Here is a 16,034-nt window from a genome sequence, read left to right as displayed (position 1 = left end):
CGACGCTCTTCCGATCTGGGAGCGGCGCTGGACCGCGCGCCCTCAGGGGGAGGGCCGCCTCATCGCGCGGGGCAACCGGTGCCGGACGCCCGGGACGGCGTGGGCGACGCGCCCCAGCCCGACCCGACGCGGTAGACGCCGGGCGCGCGAATCCGGCCGGGCGCCCACCCGGTCACCCCGTCACCGGGTCACCGGGTCACCGGGTCACCGGGTCACGGGGTCACGGGGTCACCGGGCTCACCTGGAGCTCCTTGATGCCGTTGAGCCAGGCCGCGCGCAGCCGCCTGGGGTCTCCGGCGAGCCGCAGGTCGGGCAGTGCGTCGGCGAGGGCGTTGAACATCAGGTCGATCTCCAGGACGGCGAGGGACTTGCCGAGGCAGTAGTGCGGGCCGCCGCCGCCGAAGCCGAGGTGCGGGTTGGGGTCGCGGGTGATGTCGAAGGTGTCGGGGTCGGCGAAGACCTCCGGGTCGTGGTTGGCGGAGGAGTAGAACAGGCCGACGCGGTCGCCCGCCCTGATCTTCTGCCCGCCGAGTTCCGTGTCCTGCGTGGCGGTGCGCTGGAAGGAGACGACGGGCGTGGCCCAGCGGACGATCTCCTCGGCGGTGGTGCCGGGCCGCTCCCGTTTGTAGAGCTCCCACTGGTCCGGGTGGGTCAGGAAGGCGTGCATGCCGTGGGTGATGGCGTTACGGGTCGTCTCGTTGCCTGCGACCGCGAGCAGGATCACGAAGAAGCCGAACTCGTCGGAGGAGAGGTTGCCCTCGTCCTCGGCGGCGACCAGCCTGCTGACGATGTCCTGGGCCGGGCACCGCTTGCGCTCGGCGGCGAGGTTCATCGCGTAGCCGATGATCTCCATGGCCGCCTCGGCGCCGACCTCCTCGGTGATCGCGTACTCCGGGTCGTCGTAGGCCACCATCTTGTTGGACCAGTCGAAGACGCGGGCGCGGTCGCCCTGCGCGATGCCGATGAGTTCGGCGATGGCCTGGAGCGGCAGTTCGACGGCGACGTCGGTGACGAAGTCGAACGACCCCTCGGCGGCCGCCTTCTCGCGCGCCTCGGCGACGATGGCGGTGGCCCGGCGGCGCAGCGCGTCCTCCAGGGAGCGGATGGCGCGGGGTGTGAAGCCGCGCTGCACGATCTGGCGGACACGGGTGTGCTCGGGCGGGTCCATGTTCAGCATGATCAGCTTCTGGATCTCGATCTGGTCGCGCTGGATCGAGGAGTTGAAGCGGATGACGGCGGTGTTCACGTTGGAGGAGTACAGCTCCGGGTGGGTGGACACGTATTTGACGTCAGCGTGCCGGGTCACGGCCCAGTAGCCGGCGTCGTCGAAGCCGGAGACGCCGCGCTCCTGCGCGATCCAGCGGACCGGCTCGGCCTGGCGCAGCTGGGCGAACTCCGGGTAGGGGACGCGGTCCTGGAGCAGGTCGGGGTCGGTGAAGTCGAACCCGTCGGGCAGTGCGGGGCACGGCATGAGGTCACTCCCGTTGTGGTCTGACGCCCGTTCTGACGTACCGTCAGTTCTGGCTCGAAAGGTAGTAACAGGTTCTGGAAGTGGCAAGGCCCGTGCGTGCACGACCCTTGCGTACCCGGGGTAAGCGCACGGAGACTGCACGTAGAACTGGTACGCGTTCTAGTTTCTGCTTTCTGCCCGGTTTCCGTGTGAGAGGCGAGGTTGGTATGGCAGCGGAGCCCGTCATCGTCGAAGCCGTCCGTACGCCGATCGGCAAGCGCGGCGGCGCGCTGGCCAATCTCCATCCCGCGTATCTCCTGGGCGAGACCTACCGCGAGCTCCTCGGTCGCACCGGCATCCAGGCGGACTGCGTCGAGCAGATCGTCGGCGGCACCGTCACGCACGCGGGCGAGCAGTCCATGAACCCGGCGCGCACCGCCTGGCTGACCATGGGGCTGCCCTACGAGACGGCCGCCACGACGGTCGACTGCCAGTGCGGCTCCTCGCAGCAGGCCTCCCACATGACCGCCAACATGATCGCGGCGGGCGTCATCGACGTCGGCATCAGCTGCGGTGTGGAGGCCATGTCCAGGGTGCCGCTCGGCTCGGGCTCCAGGCACGGCCCCGGCAAGCCGTTCCCGGACGAGTGGAACGTGGACCTGCCCAACCAGTTCGAGGCGGCCGAGCGCATCGCGCGCCGCCGTGAGCTGACCCGCGAGAACGTCGACTCGCTCGGCCTCATCTCCCAGGAGCGGGCGGCGATCGCCTGGGCCGAGGAGCGCTTCAAGCGTGAGACGTTCGCCGTGCAGGTGCCGACGACCGAGGAGGAGCAGGCGGCCGGGCAGGGCATGTGGCGCCTGGTCGACCGGGACGAGGGCCTGCGCGACACGACGATGGAGGCCCTGGCGGGGCTCAAGCCCGTCATGCCCACCGCCGTCCACACGGCCGGCAACTCCTCGCAGATATCGGACGGGGCGGCGGCCGTCATGTGGGCGTCGAAGCGGATGGCACGGGCGCTGCGGCTCAGGCCGCGCGCCCGGATCGTCGCCCAGGCGCTGGTCGGGGCCGACCCGCACTACCACCTGGACGGGCCGGTCGACGCGACGCGCGCGGTGCTCGGCAAGGCCGGGATGTCGCTCGGCGACATCGACATCGTGGAGATCAACGAGGCGTTCGCGTCGGTGGTGCTCAGCTGGGCGAAGGTCTTCGAGCAGGACCTGGAGAAGGTGAACGTCAACGGTGGCGCGATCGCCCTCGGCCACCCGGTGGGCGCGACGGGCACCCGTCTGATCACGACGGCCCTGCACGAGCTGGAACGCGGGGACAAGGAGTTCGCCCTGATCACGATGTGCGCGGGCGGCGCGCTGGCGACCGGCACGATCATTCAGCGCCTGTGAGCGCGAAGGGGCGGCACCGTCGTGGTGCCGCCCCGTGCCGGACCGGTCAGTACCAGCCGTTGGCCTGCCAGTGCGCCCAGGCGCCGCAGGCGCTGCCGTAGCGCTCGTTCATGTAGTTGATGCCCCACTTGATCTGCGTGGCGGGGTTCGTCTTCCAGTCGGAACCGGCGGACGCCATCTTGTTGGCGGGCAGCGCCTGCACCAGGCCGTAGGCGCCGGTGGACGCGTTGGTCGCGCTCGGGTTCCAGCCGCTCTCGCGGGAGACGATGTTGTCGAAGCACTGGAACTGCTTGGAGTTCCCGATCTTCTGCTGGGCGATCGCCTTGGCGGAGGTGGGCGCGGCCTGGGCCGGAGCGACGGTGACGGCCAAGGTGGCCGCGGCGGCGGTGGCGACGGCACCGGCGACGAGCTTCTTGGGGGTGGCGATCCGGCGGAGGAGCGTGGCGGACAAAACGAGGGACCTTCCGTGGGGGACGCGGGGCGTGCGTCGGCGCCGGGCCCTTGCGGGGCTCTCGGCGCCGTGCGACTGCTCCAGAGAAACAACACCGATGGGTGAATGCAATAAGCGCCTTTACTAGTGGAAGTCGCACCTGCGGCTAATGTCCCTTTTGTGTCGTGGGTCTCAATCCGCAGGTCAGAAGGGGTGCGATAACCCTTATGTCCGAATTCGTATACTACGATGGTGTTTAGTAAGTGACCTTGGTCATGTGGGGCGCCTCACGAGCGCGGGCCCTCGAATGTGACCTGGGCCTCGAACGCGGCCCGTCGCGTCGCCCGCCGCAGCGCCCTGAGCACCGCCCCGCCGACGGACAGTGTCAGCACCACGGTCAGCGCGGCCCGGCCCAGGTCCCAGCCGAGCGACGTGGCCAGGCAGTACGCGAGGAAACGGGCCAGGTTGTCGTGGAGCGAGGCGCCCGGCTGATACGCGACGGACGAGGCCAGCGCGTTCAGGAACGGCCAGCCCGACAGATTCATGACCGTGCCGTACGCGAACGCGGCGCAGAACCCATACACGGCGAGCAGCCCCAGCTCGGCCCGCCCGCGCAGCCTCTCCGCGCCCGGCAGCAGCCCCGCCCCCATCGAGAACCACCCCATGGCGAGCATCTGGAACGGCATCCACGGGCCCACCCCGCCGGTGAGCAGGGCGGACGCGAACATGCTCAGAGAGCCGAGTACGAAGCCGAAGCCCGGCCCGAGAACCCGGCCGCTCAGCACCATCAGGAAGAACATCGGCTCGATCCCGGCCGTGCCCGCGCCGATCGGGCGCAGCGCCGCGCCCGCAGCGGCCAGCACACCGAGCATCGCCACGGCCTTCGGGCCCAGGCCCGACTCCGAGATCGTGGCCGCGACCACGGCGACCAGGAGGACGAGCAGCGCCGCGAACAGCCAGGGCGCGTCCTGGGCGTGGGCGCTGACCTGGGAGCCGGGGCCCGTGATCAGCGGCCAGCAGAAGGCGGCGACGCCGATGGCGCTGACCAGGGTCAGGGCCGCCGTCGAGCGGGGGCCGAGCCGGACGGCGCGGGCCTGTCGTACGTGGCCCGTGCCCGTCGGTGCCGTCATGCCAGGGCCTCCCGCACCTGCGACACTGTGAGCCACTGCTGCGGGGCGAGCACCTTGGCCACCTGCGGGGCGAAGGACGGCGACGCCGTGACGATCTCCGGGGTCGGGCCGTCCGCGACGATCTCGCCGTCCGCCAGGATCACCACGCGGTGGGTCAGCTCGGCCGCCAGCTCCACGTCGTGCGTGGCCATCACGATGGCGTGGCCGCGGTCCGCCAGGTCGCGCAGGACCGTGACCAGGCGGGCCTTGGCCGCGTAGTCGAGGCCGCGGGTCGGTTCGTCGAGCAGGAGCAGCGGCGGGGCCGCGGTGAGGACGATCGCGAGGACCAGCGTGAGGCGCTGGCCCTCCGACAGGTCCCTGGGGTGCGTGTCGTCGGCGATGCCGGGGAGGAGGGCGGCGAGCAGGGCGCGGCAGGTGCCGGACGGGGCGGCCGCGTCCCGGTCCGCCGCGGTGCACTCCGCTCCCACCGTGTCCGCGCACAGCAGGTCGCGCGGGTCCTGCGGGACCAGGCCGACCTTGCGCAGCGCGTCCCGCGGGGAGAGGCGGTGGGGCGCGGCTCCGCCCACGGTCACCGTGCCGGTGTGGGGTCTGAGGGTGCCCACGAGGGTGGCGAGGAGCGTGGACTTTCCGGCGCCGTTGCGGCCCATCAGGGCGACGACCTCGCCGGGGCGGAACGTCGTGGATATCCGGCGGACGGCTTCCCTGCGGCCTCGGCGTACGGCCAGGTTGTCGGTCTCGGCCAGGGGTGGGACGGAAACCGGCTCGGGGGCTTCCCGCCGTCGCCGGGTGCGGCTCCGTCGTGGTTGATCGCGCGCCGCGGCGGAGCCGCTGGTCGACACAGCCCCGCGCCTCTTGTCGCCCAGCCGGTCTCGCAGGTCGGCCGCCGCACGCCGCGCGTCGCGCACCGTCAGCGGCAACGGGCTCCAGCCCGCCAACCGGCCCAGGCCCACCACCGGCGGGTACACCGGGGACATCGCCATCACCTCCGCCGGCGAGCCGACCACCAGCGGCTGTCCGGCGCCCGGCAGCAGCGCCACCCGGTCCGCGTACTGGATCACCCGCTCAAGGCGGTGTTCCGCCATGAGGACCGTCGTGCCCAGGTCGTGGACGAGGCGTTGCAGCACCGAGAGGACCTCTTCCGCCGCCGCCGGGTCCAGGGCCGAGGTCGGCTCGTCCAGGACCAGGACCCGGGGGTGCGGGGTCAGGACGGAACCGATCGCGACACGCTGGCGCTGGCCGCCGGAGAGCGTGGCTATGGGGCGGTCACGCAGGGCGGCCAGGCCGAGCAGGTCGAGGGTCTCCTCGACGCGGCGGCGCATCACGGTCGCGGGCAGGCCGAGGGACTCCATGCCGTACGCGAGTTCGTCCTCCACCGTGTCGGTGACGAAGTGGGCCAGCGGGTCCTGCCCGACCGTGCCGACGACGTCGGCCAGTTCGCGGGGCCGGTGCGTACGCGTGTCGCGGCCCGCCACCGTGACCCTGCCGGTGAGCGTGCCGCCGGTGAAGTGCGGCACCAGGCCGCTCACGGCGGCGAGCAGGGTCGACTTGCCGACCCCCGACGGCCCGGCGAGCAGCATCAACTCACCCTCGGGCACGGTCAGTTCTATGCCGTTGAGGGTCGGACGTCCCTCGGCGTCCTGGTATGTCACACAGACGTCCTCGAAACGGATCACGCCGACAGTCCCTCCTCGCTCTCCCGTCCGGCCGTCGGTTCCGGCACCGGCGCCACGATCGCGGGGAGCAGCCCGAGCAGCACCCCGGCCGCGGGCCACACCGGCAGCGCGGGCGCGACCGGCGGCACCACGGACGGCTGGAGCGCGGCCGGGTCACGGGCCGCGCCGACGATCACCACGGCCGCGGCCGCCGCGCCCGACGCCGCGACGAGCCAGGCCCGCACCCCCCACACGTCGGGCCGGTACCGGGTCCGCACCGTGCGCCGGCCTCCGAGCCACAGCCCGGCCAGCGCCGCCACCACCCCGGCGAGCAGCACCGGAAGGCCGTAGCCCGCGCCCGACGCGGCGAGCAGCCCGTACGTTCCCGCGCACATGCCGACCAGGCCGCCCAGCGTCAGCGCGGCCGTGGCACGGCGGACGGCGGGCGGCACCTGGGCGGTGCGGCCGTAGCCGCGTGCGTCCATCGCGGCGGCCAGCGCCACCGAGCGTTCCAACGCCCCCTCCAGGACCGGGAGGCCCACCTGCAACAGGCCCCGCAGCCCCCGGTCGGGGCGGCCCCGCAGCCGACGTGCCGCGCGCAGCCTGCGCACATCGGCGACCAGGTTCGGCGCGAACGTCATCGCGACGACGACCGCGACCCCGGCCTCGTACAGTGCTCCCGGCAGTGACTTGAGCAGCCGCGACGGGGAGGCGAGGGCGTTCGCGGCGCCGACGCAGATCAGCAGCGTGGCGAGTCTGAGGCCGTCGTACAGCGCGAACAGCAGTCCCTCCGCCGTCACCCGGCCGCCGATCCGCACCCCTTGCGCCCACGCGGGAAGCGGTACCTGGGGCAGCGTGACCAGGACGTGCGTACCCGGGATCGGCGAACCGAGGGCGACCGCGAAGAAGAGCCGGATGCCGACCACCGCCAGACCGAGCTTGACGAACGCCCCGTAGGAACGCGCCCACGGCGCCTCGGTCCGCCGGGCCGCCACCACGTACCCGGCCACCCCGACGAGCAGCGCGAGCAGCAGCGGGTTCGTGGTCCGGGACGCGGCCGCGGCGAGGCCGAGAGCCCATGTCCACCAGGCGCCCGGGTGCAGGGAGTTGGAGCGGTGGGCCACGGGGGCCCGCCAGGTACGGCCGGTGCGCATCAGCCGCGGCGCCGCCGGGCCTGCCAGATCGCCGCCACGCCGAGCGCCGCCACGAGTGCGACACCGGCGAGCACACCGACGGAAGGCCCGGACGAGTGCGACCGGGAGGCGGAGGTGGCGGGGGTGCTGGTGGCGTCGGTGGTCGGGACGGCGTGAGCGCTCACCTGCTCGCCGCAGCCCGCGCGCGGATAGTCGGCGATGGCGCACAGCAGTGCGGCGCTGTTGTAGCGCAGCGGCTTGGCGACGGCGGCGAGCGCCTCGGCGCTGGTCGCGTCGTCGGCCACCCGCGCGCACGCGGTGCGCGGTTTCGGCGGGCGTTCGCCGCCCGGCGCGTCCTGCGCGGTGCCGAAGTCGATGACGAGCGCGACGCGTTTCGTGCCGTCCCGGGCGGGCGTGGCGGCGCAGATCCGGTCGAAGTCCGCGGTGCCGCGCGGGCGCGTGGCGTCCTTGGAGTCCTCGCTCACCGCGAACCGGAAGCCCTGCACGTCGCCGTCGGACGGCCGCGCGGTGGACGGGCCCTGCGTCGCGTACGACCACGAGCCGCCGTCGCGCTCCCAGAACGACCAGTACCGGTAGCCGGTGGCGGCCTGCGCGGGCGCGACCGCGGCGCCGCCGAGCAGGAGGACGAGCACGCCGAGGAGACCGAGGCCGAGCCGTCGCGGCCCGCCGTGGGAGAGCTTCACAGCTGGTTCTTCCTGCGGCCGCTGAGCAGCACCCCGGCGCCGGCCGCCGCGACGAACACGACGCCGAAGATCCACCAGTTCCCGAGCCCGCCGCCGCTGCTCTTGTCCTTGCTGTCGTCCTTCTTGTTCCGCGCGTCGCCGCTCTTGGCGCCGGAGGTCTTCTCCGGAGCGGGCCCCGTCTTGTCCAGGGCGCTCACCAGGTCGGTGCCGCCGAAGTCGCGGGGGTCGTTGCCCGTCGCGTGCGCGGCGAAGATCAGCTGGGCGTAGGCGGCGGGGCCGGACTGAGCGGCCCAGTCCTTGGCGTTGTCCTCCAGCCAGCTGTACGGATCCTTGGTGTACTTGGTCCCCTCGGCGGCCGCGACGGCGGTGACCGCGTCGGCGGTGTTGCCGTAGTCGGGCTTGTCCGTGGCCCCGGCGAGCTGCGACTTCAGGTACAGGTGGGCGGCCAGCTGGTTCCGCAGGCGGACGGCGCCGTTGTGCGCGAGCGTGCCGGGCGCCGCGCCGCTCTTCTCGGCGTCGCCCTTCACCCCCTGGCAGGTGTACGTGTCGGGGGCCTTGCCCTTGCCGGGCGCGAAGCCGGTGCCGAGCGTGCCGAGCACGGCGGCGGCCGTGGCGTCGTCGTTGGCGGTGAGCTTGCCGCTCTTGTCGGGCTGGTAGGCGAAGCCGCCTCCCTCGGTGCCGGAGCAGGGCAGCGCGAGCGCGCGGAGCGCGTCGTACGCCGACTTGCCGAGATCCGACTTCACGGCGTCCGGCTTCTGACCGGCGGCGACGAGCGCGCCGACCACCACGGACGTCGAGTTGGCGTCGCTGGCCCCGCCCGGCTTGAAACCCCAGCCGCCGTCGGCGTTCTGCTTCTTGCGCAGCCAGTCGACGCCCCGGGCGACCTCGCCGCTCCGGCCGCCCGCGGCGGCGAGGGCCTGGACAGCAGCGGCGGTGCTGTTGCTGTCCTGGTCCTCCAGCGTCTTCGCGGTGCACTCCGTGCCCGGATCGGTGCGAAACGGCGCGAAGCCGCCGTTCGCGCACTGCTGTCCGGCGAGCCAGTCCACGGCCTTCGCCGCGGGCGTGACGCCGACCGTCTCCTGCGCGACGAGCGCCAGCGACTGCCGCCACACCCCGTCGTAGGTGGGGTCGGCCGTGCCGTACAGACCGGACGGCAGGACGGTCTTGGGGGACGGGGAGGCGGAGTCCGCGGCCGCGACGGGCGCCGCGACGGCACCGATCACGACGGTCGCGGCGACGAGCGCGGCGCTGCGGCGAATGGTCATGGTGCGGCGGGTGCCTCTCCCTGCGGGGGAGCCGGACGGCACGGCACACGTGGGCACCGGGCGGCTCCGGCTCCGTAAGCCTCGACGGTCCTGAGCCGAGCAAGTACGCACGAGGCATTCCGGCTGTACGGCTGCGGGTCAGCGCCGGATTCGCACCGGCTTCCCCTCGTACGTACGTACTGACGACGAGCCCACTGTACCGGTCGGCCGACATCACCAGGGGCGCGGGGAACCGCGCGACAAGCCACAGGTCACCCGCGCCCGCCGACGAGACTCAGCCCTTACGGCGAAGGCGCGGAACGAGACTCGGCCCTCACGGCGAAGGTGCGGAACGAGACTCGGCCCTCACGGCGAAGGCGCGGAACCGGAACCGAAACCGGAACCGAGGCCGCGACCACCACCCCGCCTACCGCACCTCGTACCGCTCGACCTCCGCCCCACCGCTCTTGCCCGTGGCGCCGCCGTCCCCGGCCCCTTCGCCGCCGAGGTTCTTCCTGACCGAGTCGAGAATCGTCAGCCCCTGCCCGACGAGCCCGGCCGCGATCTCGCCGAGGCCGTCCGCCCCGTTGAGCACGTTCACGTTGGCCCCGGCGAGGCCGCCCGCCGCCTCCTTCACGATCTGCGGCAGCTGATCGATGAGCATGCGCTCCAGCGCCACCCGGTCGTGCGAGGCGGCCGCCTCGGCCTGGATCTTCATCCGCTCGGCCTCGGCGAGCGCGAGGACCCGGATCCGCTCGGCCTCGGCCTGGGCCGGCTTGACGACCTCGGACGCCAGCTCCTGTTCGCGCAGCTCGCTCTGCTTGATCGCCAGCTCGGTCTGCGCGATGAGCACTTCCTGCTGGGCGTGGGCGAGCGCCAGCGGCCCCGCCTGGTCGGCCTGGGCCTTGGCCCGGTCGACCTCGGCGTCGTACTCGGCCTGCACGATCGCGGTCTGCCGCGCGAACTCGGCCTGCTTGCGGGCCGCCGCCTGCTCGGCCTCCGCGGATGCCTGCGTGGCCGCGGCCTGCGCGACCTGCGCGGCCCGCTGGATATTGGCCTTGTGCGGCCGCGACATCGCCTCGATGTAGCCGGTGTCACCGTCGTCGATCGACTGGATCTGCAGCGAGTCGACGTGCAGGCCGATCTTCGCCATCTCGGCCTTCGACGTGTCGAGCACCTCGGTGGCCAGCTTCTGCCGCTCGGTGACGATCTCCTCGACGGTCATCGAGCCGATGATGGACCGCAGGTGACCGGCGAAGATCCGCCCGGTCAGCACCGACATCTGCTCCTGGTCGGAGAGGAACCGCTGCCCGGCGTTGACGATCGACTCGTGGTCGTTGCCGACCTTGAACGCGATGACGGCGCGCACGGTCAGGGCGATGCCCTGCCTGGTCACGCACTTCTCGACGACTTCCGCCTCGCTCATCGCGAGCGACAGGAAGCGGGTCTTGCGGAAGACGGGAAGCACGAACTTCCCGTGTCCGGTGACGACGCGGAACGGCGCTCCCCCAAGTCCCCGCCTGCCGCCCGAGATCAGCATCGCCTCGTCGGGTGCGGGAACGCGATATCCGAACATCCTTGTACGTCTCCTCAGTGGGCAAAGCCGCCGTCGCCGCCTTCCGGCGGGTCCAGCAGTGGGTCGTGCCAGGCCATGACGGCCACCTGTCGGCTGCCGCGCGACTCGATGACCAGGACGGTCTCGCCGCGCGCGAGAGGTTCGTCGGAGTACGCGAGGAAGGTCTCGGTCCCGCCTCTCACCCGCACCAGCACTTCACCCGGACCACCGGCCCCGCGGGTGCCGATCGTCAGTTTCCCCGTGCAGCCGACCACAGCCTCGTCCGGCGTCATCGGCGGCCGCCCCCTTGTCGGTCCAGCTCAGCGAGCTCTTGATGGCCAGAAGATACGCCTGCCAGGGCATCCGCACCAAGGCGGGTGCGGCAAAGATCCCTCTCACGCGCCCCCGCTCACCCGGCCGCCACATAGGTCACGGGATCGAGCCCGGCCACCGCCTCGGCCCGGCCCAGCTTCACCAGGCGCCTCAGGTGCGCCTCGGCCTCCGACACGGCGATGGTCCGGGAGCCGTACGGGATCTCGTCCCAGGGCCGGTTCCACTCCATCCGCTCGGCCAGCTCCCAGGGTGTGAGCGGGACGGCCAGGAGGCCGAGCAGGCCGGTCAGCCGCGCCTCGTGGTGGTCGAGCAGTTCCCGTACGCGGCCGGGGGCGTCGGTGAAGGCGTGCTGGTGGGCGGGGAGTACTTCGGCGGGGGCCAGGCGGGCGATCCGCTCCAGCGAGTCGAGGTAGTCGCCGAGGGGGTCGGTGGCCCCCGCGTCCTGGGCCGACGGGTCCTCGTACAGGCCGATGTGCGGGGAGATCCCCGGCAGCACGTGGTCGCCGGAGAAGAGCCGCCCGCGGCCCGCGAGCCCGGCCGGATGCGCCTCGTCCAGATGCAGGCAGACGTGGCCCGGGGTGTGGCCCGGCGTCCACACCGCGCGCAGCCGCCGCCCCGGCAGGTCGAGCAGGTCGCCGGGGACGATGGGCCGGTCGGGCAGCGCGGGGGCCAGGCCGGGCAGGCCGCGCGGGCGGCCCGAGTCGCGGGCGGCGATCAGCGGTGCCACATGCGCCTCGGGCGCCCCGGCCGCGGTGAGCTTGGCCGCCAGGTACGCGTACCAGCGCGACGGGTCCTGCTCGCGGGTCCTGCGCACCACCGCGATGTCGGCCTCGTGCATGGCGATCCACGCGCCGGACGCCTCCCGCACCCGCGCCGACAGGCCGTGGTGGTCGGGGTGGTGGTGGGTGACGAGCACCCCGGTCAGCTCGCCCACCGACGTACCGCACGCGGTCAGGCCGGTGGTGAGGGCGGACCAGGAGCCCGGGTCGTCCCAGCCGGTGTCCACGAGAACCGGTCCGGCGTCGGTGTCCAGGACGTAGACGAGGGTGTGGCCCAGCGGGTTGTCCGGGATCGGGACGGGGATGCTCCACACGCCCGAACCGTGATCGGTCACCCGCGTCGTGCGCGCCGCCATGAGCCCCGCCTCTCGCCGTCCGCCACATCGAACTCCAGCCACTGTAAGGGAACTTGTAGAACTGGTTTCATTGGTTGCCCGGGACGACCGGTCCCGGCCGCGCGCCTCGCCCCTCCGTCTTCCGTATGCCGAGTGGAACTGGTATCAGTTCTGAAACACCGTCAGATACGGCGCAAGCCATTTCGTAAGGCATTCGGAAGACATCGGAACCGTCACGGAAGCGGAAGTCGCCATGACCGAGCTCGTGGAACACCGACAGCTGTTCATCGGCGGGGAACTGACCGATCCCCTCGGCAAGGACGTCATCGAGGTGGTCTCCCCGCACACCGGCGAGGTCTTCGGCCGGGTCCCGCACGCCGCGCCCGCCGACGTCGACCGCGCCGTCGCCGCCGCGCGCCGCGCCTTCGACGAGGGGCCCTGGCCACGCATGACCCTGGACGAGCGCATCGAGGTCGTCACGAGGATCAAGGACGCGTTCGCACTCCGGCACGAGGAGATCGCCCGCGTCATCAGCAGCGAGAACGGCACCCCGTACACCGCGGGCGTCATGGTGCAGGCCCTCGCCGCGATGATGGTCTGGGACTGCGCGATCACCGTCGCCCGCGGCTTCACGTACGAGGAGACCAGGGGCGGCGCGCTCGGCCCGCTGCTGGTGCGGCGCGAGCCCGTCGGCGTGGTCGCGGCCGTCGTCCCGTGGAACGTCCCGCAGTTCACCGCCGCGGCCAAGCTCGCGCCCGCGTTGCTCGCCGGGAACCCGGTGATCCTCAAGACCTCGCCCGAGACCCCGCTGGACGCCTATCTGCTCGCCGAGATCGCCGCCGAGGCCGGACTGCCCCAGGGGGTGCTCTCCGTCATACCGGCCGACCGCGAGGTCAGCGAGTACCTGGTCGCCCACCCCGGCGTCGACAAGGTCTCCTTCACCGGTTCGGTCGGCGCGGGCAAGCGCGTCATGGAGGTCGCCGCGCGCAACCTCACCCGCGTCACCCTCGAACTCGGCGGCAAGTCGGCCGCGATCGTCCTGGAGGACGCGGACGCCGCCGCGGCGGTCGCGGGGATCGCCCCCTTCGCCTGGATGATCAACGGCCAGGCGTGCGTCGCGCAGACCCGCATCCTCGTACCGCGCTCGCGCTACGACGAGTTCGCCGACGCCTTCGCGGCGGCCGCGAGCGCCCTCAAGATCGGCGACCCGCTCGACCCGGCCACCGAACTCGGCCCGCTGGTCGCCGAGCGGCAGCAGCGGCGCTCCCTCGACTACATCCGCGTCGGTCAGCAGGAGGGCGCCAAGCTCCTCACCGGCGGCGGCGTCCCGAAGGGCTTCGAGCGTGGCTGGTACGTCGAGCCGACCCTCTTCGGCGACGTCGACAACTCGATGCGCATCGCGCGCGAGGAGATCTTCGGCCCGGTCATCTGCCTGCTCCCGTACGGCGACGATGCCGAGGCCGTGCGGATCGCCAACGACTCCGAGTACGGGCTCAGCGGCAGCGTCTGGACCGCCGACACCGAGCGCGGCATCGGCATCGCGCGGCAGGTGCGCACGGGCACGTACAGCGTGAACACCTTCAGCCTCGACATGCTCGGCCCCTTCGGCGGCTACAAGAACTCCGGTCTGGGGCGGGAGTTCGGCCCCGAGGGGTACGGCGAGTACTTCGAGCACAAGATGATCCACCTGCCCGCCGGTTGGGAGGGCTGAGCATGGGCGACCGCTGGCATGTGGAGGTCGACCGGGGCGTGTGCATCGGCTCCGGCATGTGCGTCAACACCGCGCCCGCCGCGTTCCGGCTCGACTCGGCGCGCCAGTCACGCCCCGTGGAAGCGGACGTGGACGCCAAGGAGCCGGTTCTCGCGGCGGCGGAAGGCTGCCCCGTCGAGGCGATCGCGGTGACCCTGGCCGGGAGCGGCGAGGCGGTCTTCCCTCCGGAGGAGTGACGGCGGAGCATGACGGCGCGGAAGTGACGAGACGCGGTCACCGGACAGCCGTACGGCTACACGGTGTCGCGCTCTTGGTGCTCGGCGTGCTCGGCGTGCTCGGCGCCGGGGGCGGTCACCTCGATCAGACGGCACACCGTCTCGATGTCGATCTTCACCTGGGCGATCGACGCGCGGCCCGAGAGCCACGTGATCAGCGCCGAGTGCCAGGTGTGCTCGATGACCCGGACCGCCGAGAGCTGCTCGGGGGTCGGGGCGTCGAGCCCCATCGCGTCCAGGATGATCGCCGTCGTCTGGCGCGAGACCTGGTCGACCTCGGGGCTGACGCTGCGGTCGGCGAACGTCAGGGCACGCACCATCGCGTCGGCCAGGTGCGGCTCGCGCTGAAGGGCCCGGAAGGCGCGCATCAGCGTCTGGGCGACCCGCTCGGCGGGCCGGTCCGACGACGGCGGGCGCTTGCGCAGGGTGCCGTGCATGCGCTCCAGCTGGTCCTGCATGGTGGCGACCAGCAGATGCACCTTGCTGGGGAAGTACCGGTACAGCGTGCCGAGGGCCACCTGTGAGGACTCTGCGACCTCCCGCATCTGCACGGCGTCGAAGCCGCCGCGCGCCGCGAGCCGGGCGCTGGTGTGCAGGATCCGGCGGCGGCGCGCCTCCTGCCGCTCGGTGAGCGCCGGAGCGCCGCTCCTCGCGGCCGGTCTCGCGTCGGGAACTGTCATCGTTTCGCTTCCGTTGCCGTGGCGTGAATCACCTGCCGCGCCTGTCACAGCTTGGCTACCTGCCGGTAGATTCGGTGCTCCTTGAACGATCAAGTCTGAAACTTGTTCTAGATTAGCGTCCCCACGTAGTGTCCACGGGCAAGCAGGGAGAAGGGTGGCCTGGAGTGACCGCGGAGTCGTTGCGCATCGCTCTCCTCACGTACAAGGGCAACCCGTTCTGCGGTGGCCAAGGAGTGTACGTACGGCACCTCTCGCGCGAGCTGGCCCGGCTCGGGCACCGGGTGGAGGTGATCGGCGCCCAGCCGTACCCCGTCCTCGACGAGGGGCCGGGCCTCGACAGGCTCACGCTCACCGAACTGCCCAGCCTCGACCTGTACCGCAGCCCCGACCCGTTCCGCACCCCGAAGCGCGACGAGTACCGCGACTGGGTGGACGCCCTCGAAGTCGGCACCATGTGGACCGGCGGGTTCCCCGAGCCACTGACGTTCTCCCTGCGCGCCCGCCGCCACCTGCGTGCCAGGCGCGGCGAGTTCGACGTCGTCCACGACAACCAGACCCTCGGCTACGGGCTGCTCGGCGGCCCCGCCGCCCTCGGCGCGCCGCTCGTCACCACCGTCCACCACCCCATCACCGTCGACCGGCAGCTGGAGCTCGACGCCGCCGACGGCTGGAAGCGGAGGGCTTCGGTGCGGCGCTGGTACGCGTTCACGCGCATGCAGAAGCGCGTCGCCCGCCGCCTGCCGTCCGTGCTCACCGTCTCCGGCACCTCGCGCGACGAGATCGTCGACCACCTCGGCGTGCGCCCCGACCGCATCCGCGTCGTGCACATCGGCGCCGACACCGACCTCTTCTCACCCGACCCGTCCGTCGCCCGGATCCCCGGCCGTATCGTCACCACCTCAAGCGCCGACGTGCCGCTCAAGGGCCTCGTCTTCCTCGTCGAGGCGCTCGCCAAGGCCCGCGCCGAACACCCCGACGCGCACCTCGTCGTCGTCGGCAAGCGCGCCGAGGAGGGCCCGGTCGCCCAGGCCATCGAACGGTACGGCCTGGAGGGCGCGGTCGAGTTCGTCAAGGGCATCAGCGACCGCGAACTCGTCGACCTCGTACGCTCCGCCGAGATCGCCTGCGTGCCCTCCCTCTACGAAGGGTTCTCGCTGCCCGCCGCCGAGGCCATGGCCACCGGCACCCCGCTCGTCGCCACGACCGGCGGAGCCATCCCCGAGGTG

At 72.4% G+C, this 16,034-nt stretch carries 15 protein-coding genes and 1 riboswitch; of the genes, 4 read left to right on the top strand and 11 right to left on the bottom strand.

What is annotated here, in order from left to right:
- Nucleotides 1-220 precede the first annotated feature (220 nt).
- On the bottom strand, nt 221-1,471 hold the full coding sequence (locus OFY01_RS06955; RefSeq protein WP_266597378.1) for a cytochrome P450: 1,251 nt from the start codon (nt 1,469-1,471) through the stop codon (nt 221-223).
- A 206-nt stretch (nt 1,472-1,677) separates the two neighbouring features.
- Between OFY01_RS06955 and OFY01_RS06950 the strand changes: the two genes are divergently transcribed.
- Nucleotides 1,678-2,847, top strand: coding sequence for a steroid 3-ketoacyl-CoA thiolase (locus OFY01_RS06950; RefSeq protein ID WP_266597376.1), 1,170 nt, complete (start codon nt 1,678-1,680; stop codon nt 2,845-2,847).
- 46 nt (nt 2,848-2,893) lie between these two features.
- Here the strand turns inward: OFY01_RS06950 and OFY01_RS06945 are convergent, their stop codons facing one another.
- The 9 genes from OFY01_RS06945 to OFY01_RS06905 all read right to left on the bottom strand — a co-directional run bounded on the left by OFY01_RS06945 (nt 2,894) and on the right by OFY01_RS06905 (nt 12,163).
- Nucleotides 2,894-3,298, bottom strand: coding sequence for an aggregation-promoting factor C-terminal-like domain-containing protein (locus OFY01_RS06945; RefSeq protein ID WP_266597374.1), 405 nt, complete (start codon nt 3,296-3,298; stop codon nt 2,894-2,896).
- Between the two features lie 266 nt (nt 3,299-3,564).
- Nucleotides 3,565-4,407, bottom strand: coding sequence for an ECF transporter S component (locus OFY01_RS06940; protein WP_266597372.1), 843 nt, complete (start codon nt 4,405-4,407; stop codon nt 3,565-3,567).
- Complete coding sequence (locus tag OFY01_RS06935; RefSeq protein WP_266597370.1) at nt 4,404-6,080, bottom strand: ABC transporter ATP-binding protein; 1,677 nt, start codon at nt 6,078-6,080, stop codon at nt 4,404-4,406. Before OFY01_RS06935 ends, OFY01_RS06940 begins: the two co-directional genes overlap by 4 nt.
- Nucleotides 6,077-7,213, bottom strand: coding sequence for a CbiQ family ECF transporter T component (locus OFY01_RS06930; protein WP_266597368.1), 1,137 nt, complete (start codon nt 7,211-7,213; stop codon nt 6,077-6,079). Before OFY01_RS06930 ends, OFY01_RS06935 begins: the two co-directional genes overlap by 4 nt.
- Nucleotides 7,213-7,896, bottom strand: a complete 684-nt coding sequence (locus tag OFY01_RS06925; RefSeq protein ID WP_266597366.1) for an SCO2322 family protein — start codon at nt 7,894-7,896, stop codon at nt 7,213-7,215. The genes OFY01_RS06930 and OFY01_RS06925 overlap by 1 nt, the downstream gene beginning before the upstream one ends.
- Entirely contained in the window at nt 7,893-9,161 is a 1,269-nt protein-coding gene (locus OFY01_RS06920; RefSeq protein ID WP_266597364.1) for a prenyltransferase/squalene oxidase repeat-containing protein, read from the bottom strand. The genes OFY01_RS06925 and OFY01_RS06920 overlap by 4 nt, the downstream gene beginning before the upstream one ends.
- A 94-nt stretch (nt 9,162-9,255) precedes the next feature.
- Nucleotides 9,256-9,366, bottom strand: a riboswitch (cobalamin riboswitch).
- A 201-nt stretch (nt 9,367-9,567) separates the two neighbouring features.
- Entirely contained in the window at nt 9,568-10,716 is a 1,149-nt protein-coding gene (locus tag OFY01_RS06915; protein ID WP_266597362.1) for a flotillin family protein, read from the bottom strand.
- A gap of 14 nt (nt 10,717-10,730) precedes the next feature.
- On the bottom strand, nt 10,731-10,988 hold the full coding sequence (locus OFY01_RS06910; RefSeq protein WP_266597360.1) for a hypothetical protein: 258 nt from the start codon (nt 10,986-10,988) through the stop codon (nt 10,731-10,733).
- 116 nt (nt 10,989-11,104) lie between these two features.
- The gene (locus OFY01_RS06905) at nt 11,105-12,163 is read right to left on the bottom strand and encodes an MBL fold metallo-hydrolase (RefSeq protein ID WP_266597358.1); all 1,059 of its coding nucleotides are present in this window, start codon (nt 12,161-12,163) and stop codon (nt 11,105-11,107) included.
- A gap of 232 nt (nt 12,164-12,395) precedes the next feature.
- Between OFY01_RS06905 and OFY01_RS06900 the strand changes: the two genes are divergently transcribed.
- Together OFY01_RS06900 and OFY01_RS06895 are read left to right on the top strand one after the other, a co-directional pair.
- Nucleotides 12,396-13,853: an aldehyde dehydrogenase gene (locus OFY01_RS06900; protein ID WP_266597356.1), complete on the top strand. Its 1,458-nt coding sequence runs from the start codon at nt 12,396-12,398 to the stop codon at nt 13,851-13,853.
- A 2-nt stretch (nt 13,854-13,855) separates the two neighbouring features.
- A complete protein-coding gene (locus OFY01_RS06895; RefSeq protein WP_266597354.1) occupies nt 13,856-14,089 on the top strand; it encodes a ferredoxin in 234 nt (77 codons plus the stop codon).
- 56 nt (nt 14,090-14,145) lie between these two features.
- Here the strand turns inward: OFY01_RS06895 and OFY01_RS06890 are convergent, their stop codons facing one another.
- Nucleotides 14,146-14,808 carry a TetR family transcriptional regulator gene (locus OFY01_RS06890; RefSeq protein ID WP_266597352.1) on the bottom strand — a complete coding sequence of 221 codons (663 nt, stop codon included), beginning with the start codon at nt 14,806-14,808 and terminating at the stop codon, nt 14,146-14,148.
- A gap of 164 nt (nt 14,809-14,972) precedes the next feature.
- On the opposite strand from OFY01_RS06890, the gene OFY01_RS06885 reads away from it, so the two are divergent.
- Nucleotides 14,973-16,034, top strand: a 1,062-nt coding sequence (locus OFY01_RS06885; RefSeq protein WP_266597350.1) for a glycosyltransferase family 4 protein, incomplete at its 3' end; no start/stop codon positions are given.

This window comes from Streptomyces beihaiensis (assembly GCF_026274175.1).
GTDB lineage: Bacteria > Actinomycetota > Actinomycetes > Streptomycetales > Streptomycetaceae > Streptomyces > Streptomyces beihaiensis.
The sequence above is the reverse complement of the archived record's forward strand: the minus strand, read 5'-3'. Positions and strand labels throughout refer to the sequence as shown.

Coding starts and splice junctions, on each gene's coding strand:
- OFY01_RS06955 (WP_266597378.1), bottom strand. CDS start 1,471: ATGCCGTGCCCCGCACTGCCCGACGGGTTCGACTTCACCGACCCCGAC.
- OFY01_RS06950 (WP_266597376.1), top strand. CDS start 1,678: ATGGCAGCGGAGCCCGTCATCGTCGAAGCCGTCCGTACGCCGATCGGC.
- OFY01_RS06940 (WP_266597372.1), bottom strand. CDS start 4,407: ATGACGGCACCGACGGGCACGGGCCACGTACGACAGGCCCGCGCCGTC.
- OFY01_RS06930 (WP_266597368.1), bottom strand. CDS start 7,213: ATGCGCACCGGCCGTACCTGGCGGGCCCCCGTGGCCCACCGCTCCAAC.
- OFY01_RS06920 (WP_266597364.1), bottom strand. CDS start 9,161: ATGACCATTCGCCGCAGCGCCGCGCTCGTCGCCGCGACCGTCGTGATC.
- OFY01_RS06915 (WP_266597362.1), bottom strand. CDS start 10,716: ATGTTCGGATATCGCGTTCCCGCACCCGACGAGGCGATGCTGATCTCG.
- OFY01_RS06910 (WP_266597360.1), bottom strand. CDS start 10,988: ATGACGCCGGACGAGGCTGTGGTCGGCTGCACGGGGAAACTGACGATC.
- OFY01_RS06905 (WP_266597358.1), bottom strand. CDS start 12,163: ATGGCGGCGCGCACGACGCGGGTGACCGATCACGGTTCGGGCGTGTGG.
- OFY01_RS06900 (WP_266597356.1), top strand. CDS start 12,396: ATGACCGAGCTCGTGGAACACCGACAGCTGTTCATCGGCGGGGAACTG.
- OFY01_RS06895 (WP_266597354.1), top strand. CDS start 13,856: ATGGGCGACCGCTGGCATGTGGAGGTCGACCGGGGCGTGTGCATCGGC.
- OFY01_RS06890 (WP_266597352.1), bottom strand. CDS start 14,808: ATGACAGTTCCCGACGCGAGACCGGCCGCGAGGAGCGGCGCTCCGGCG.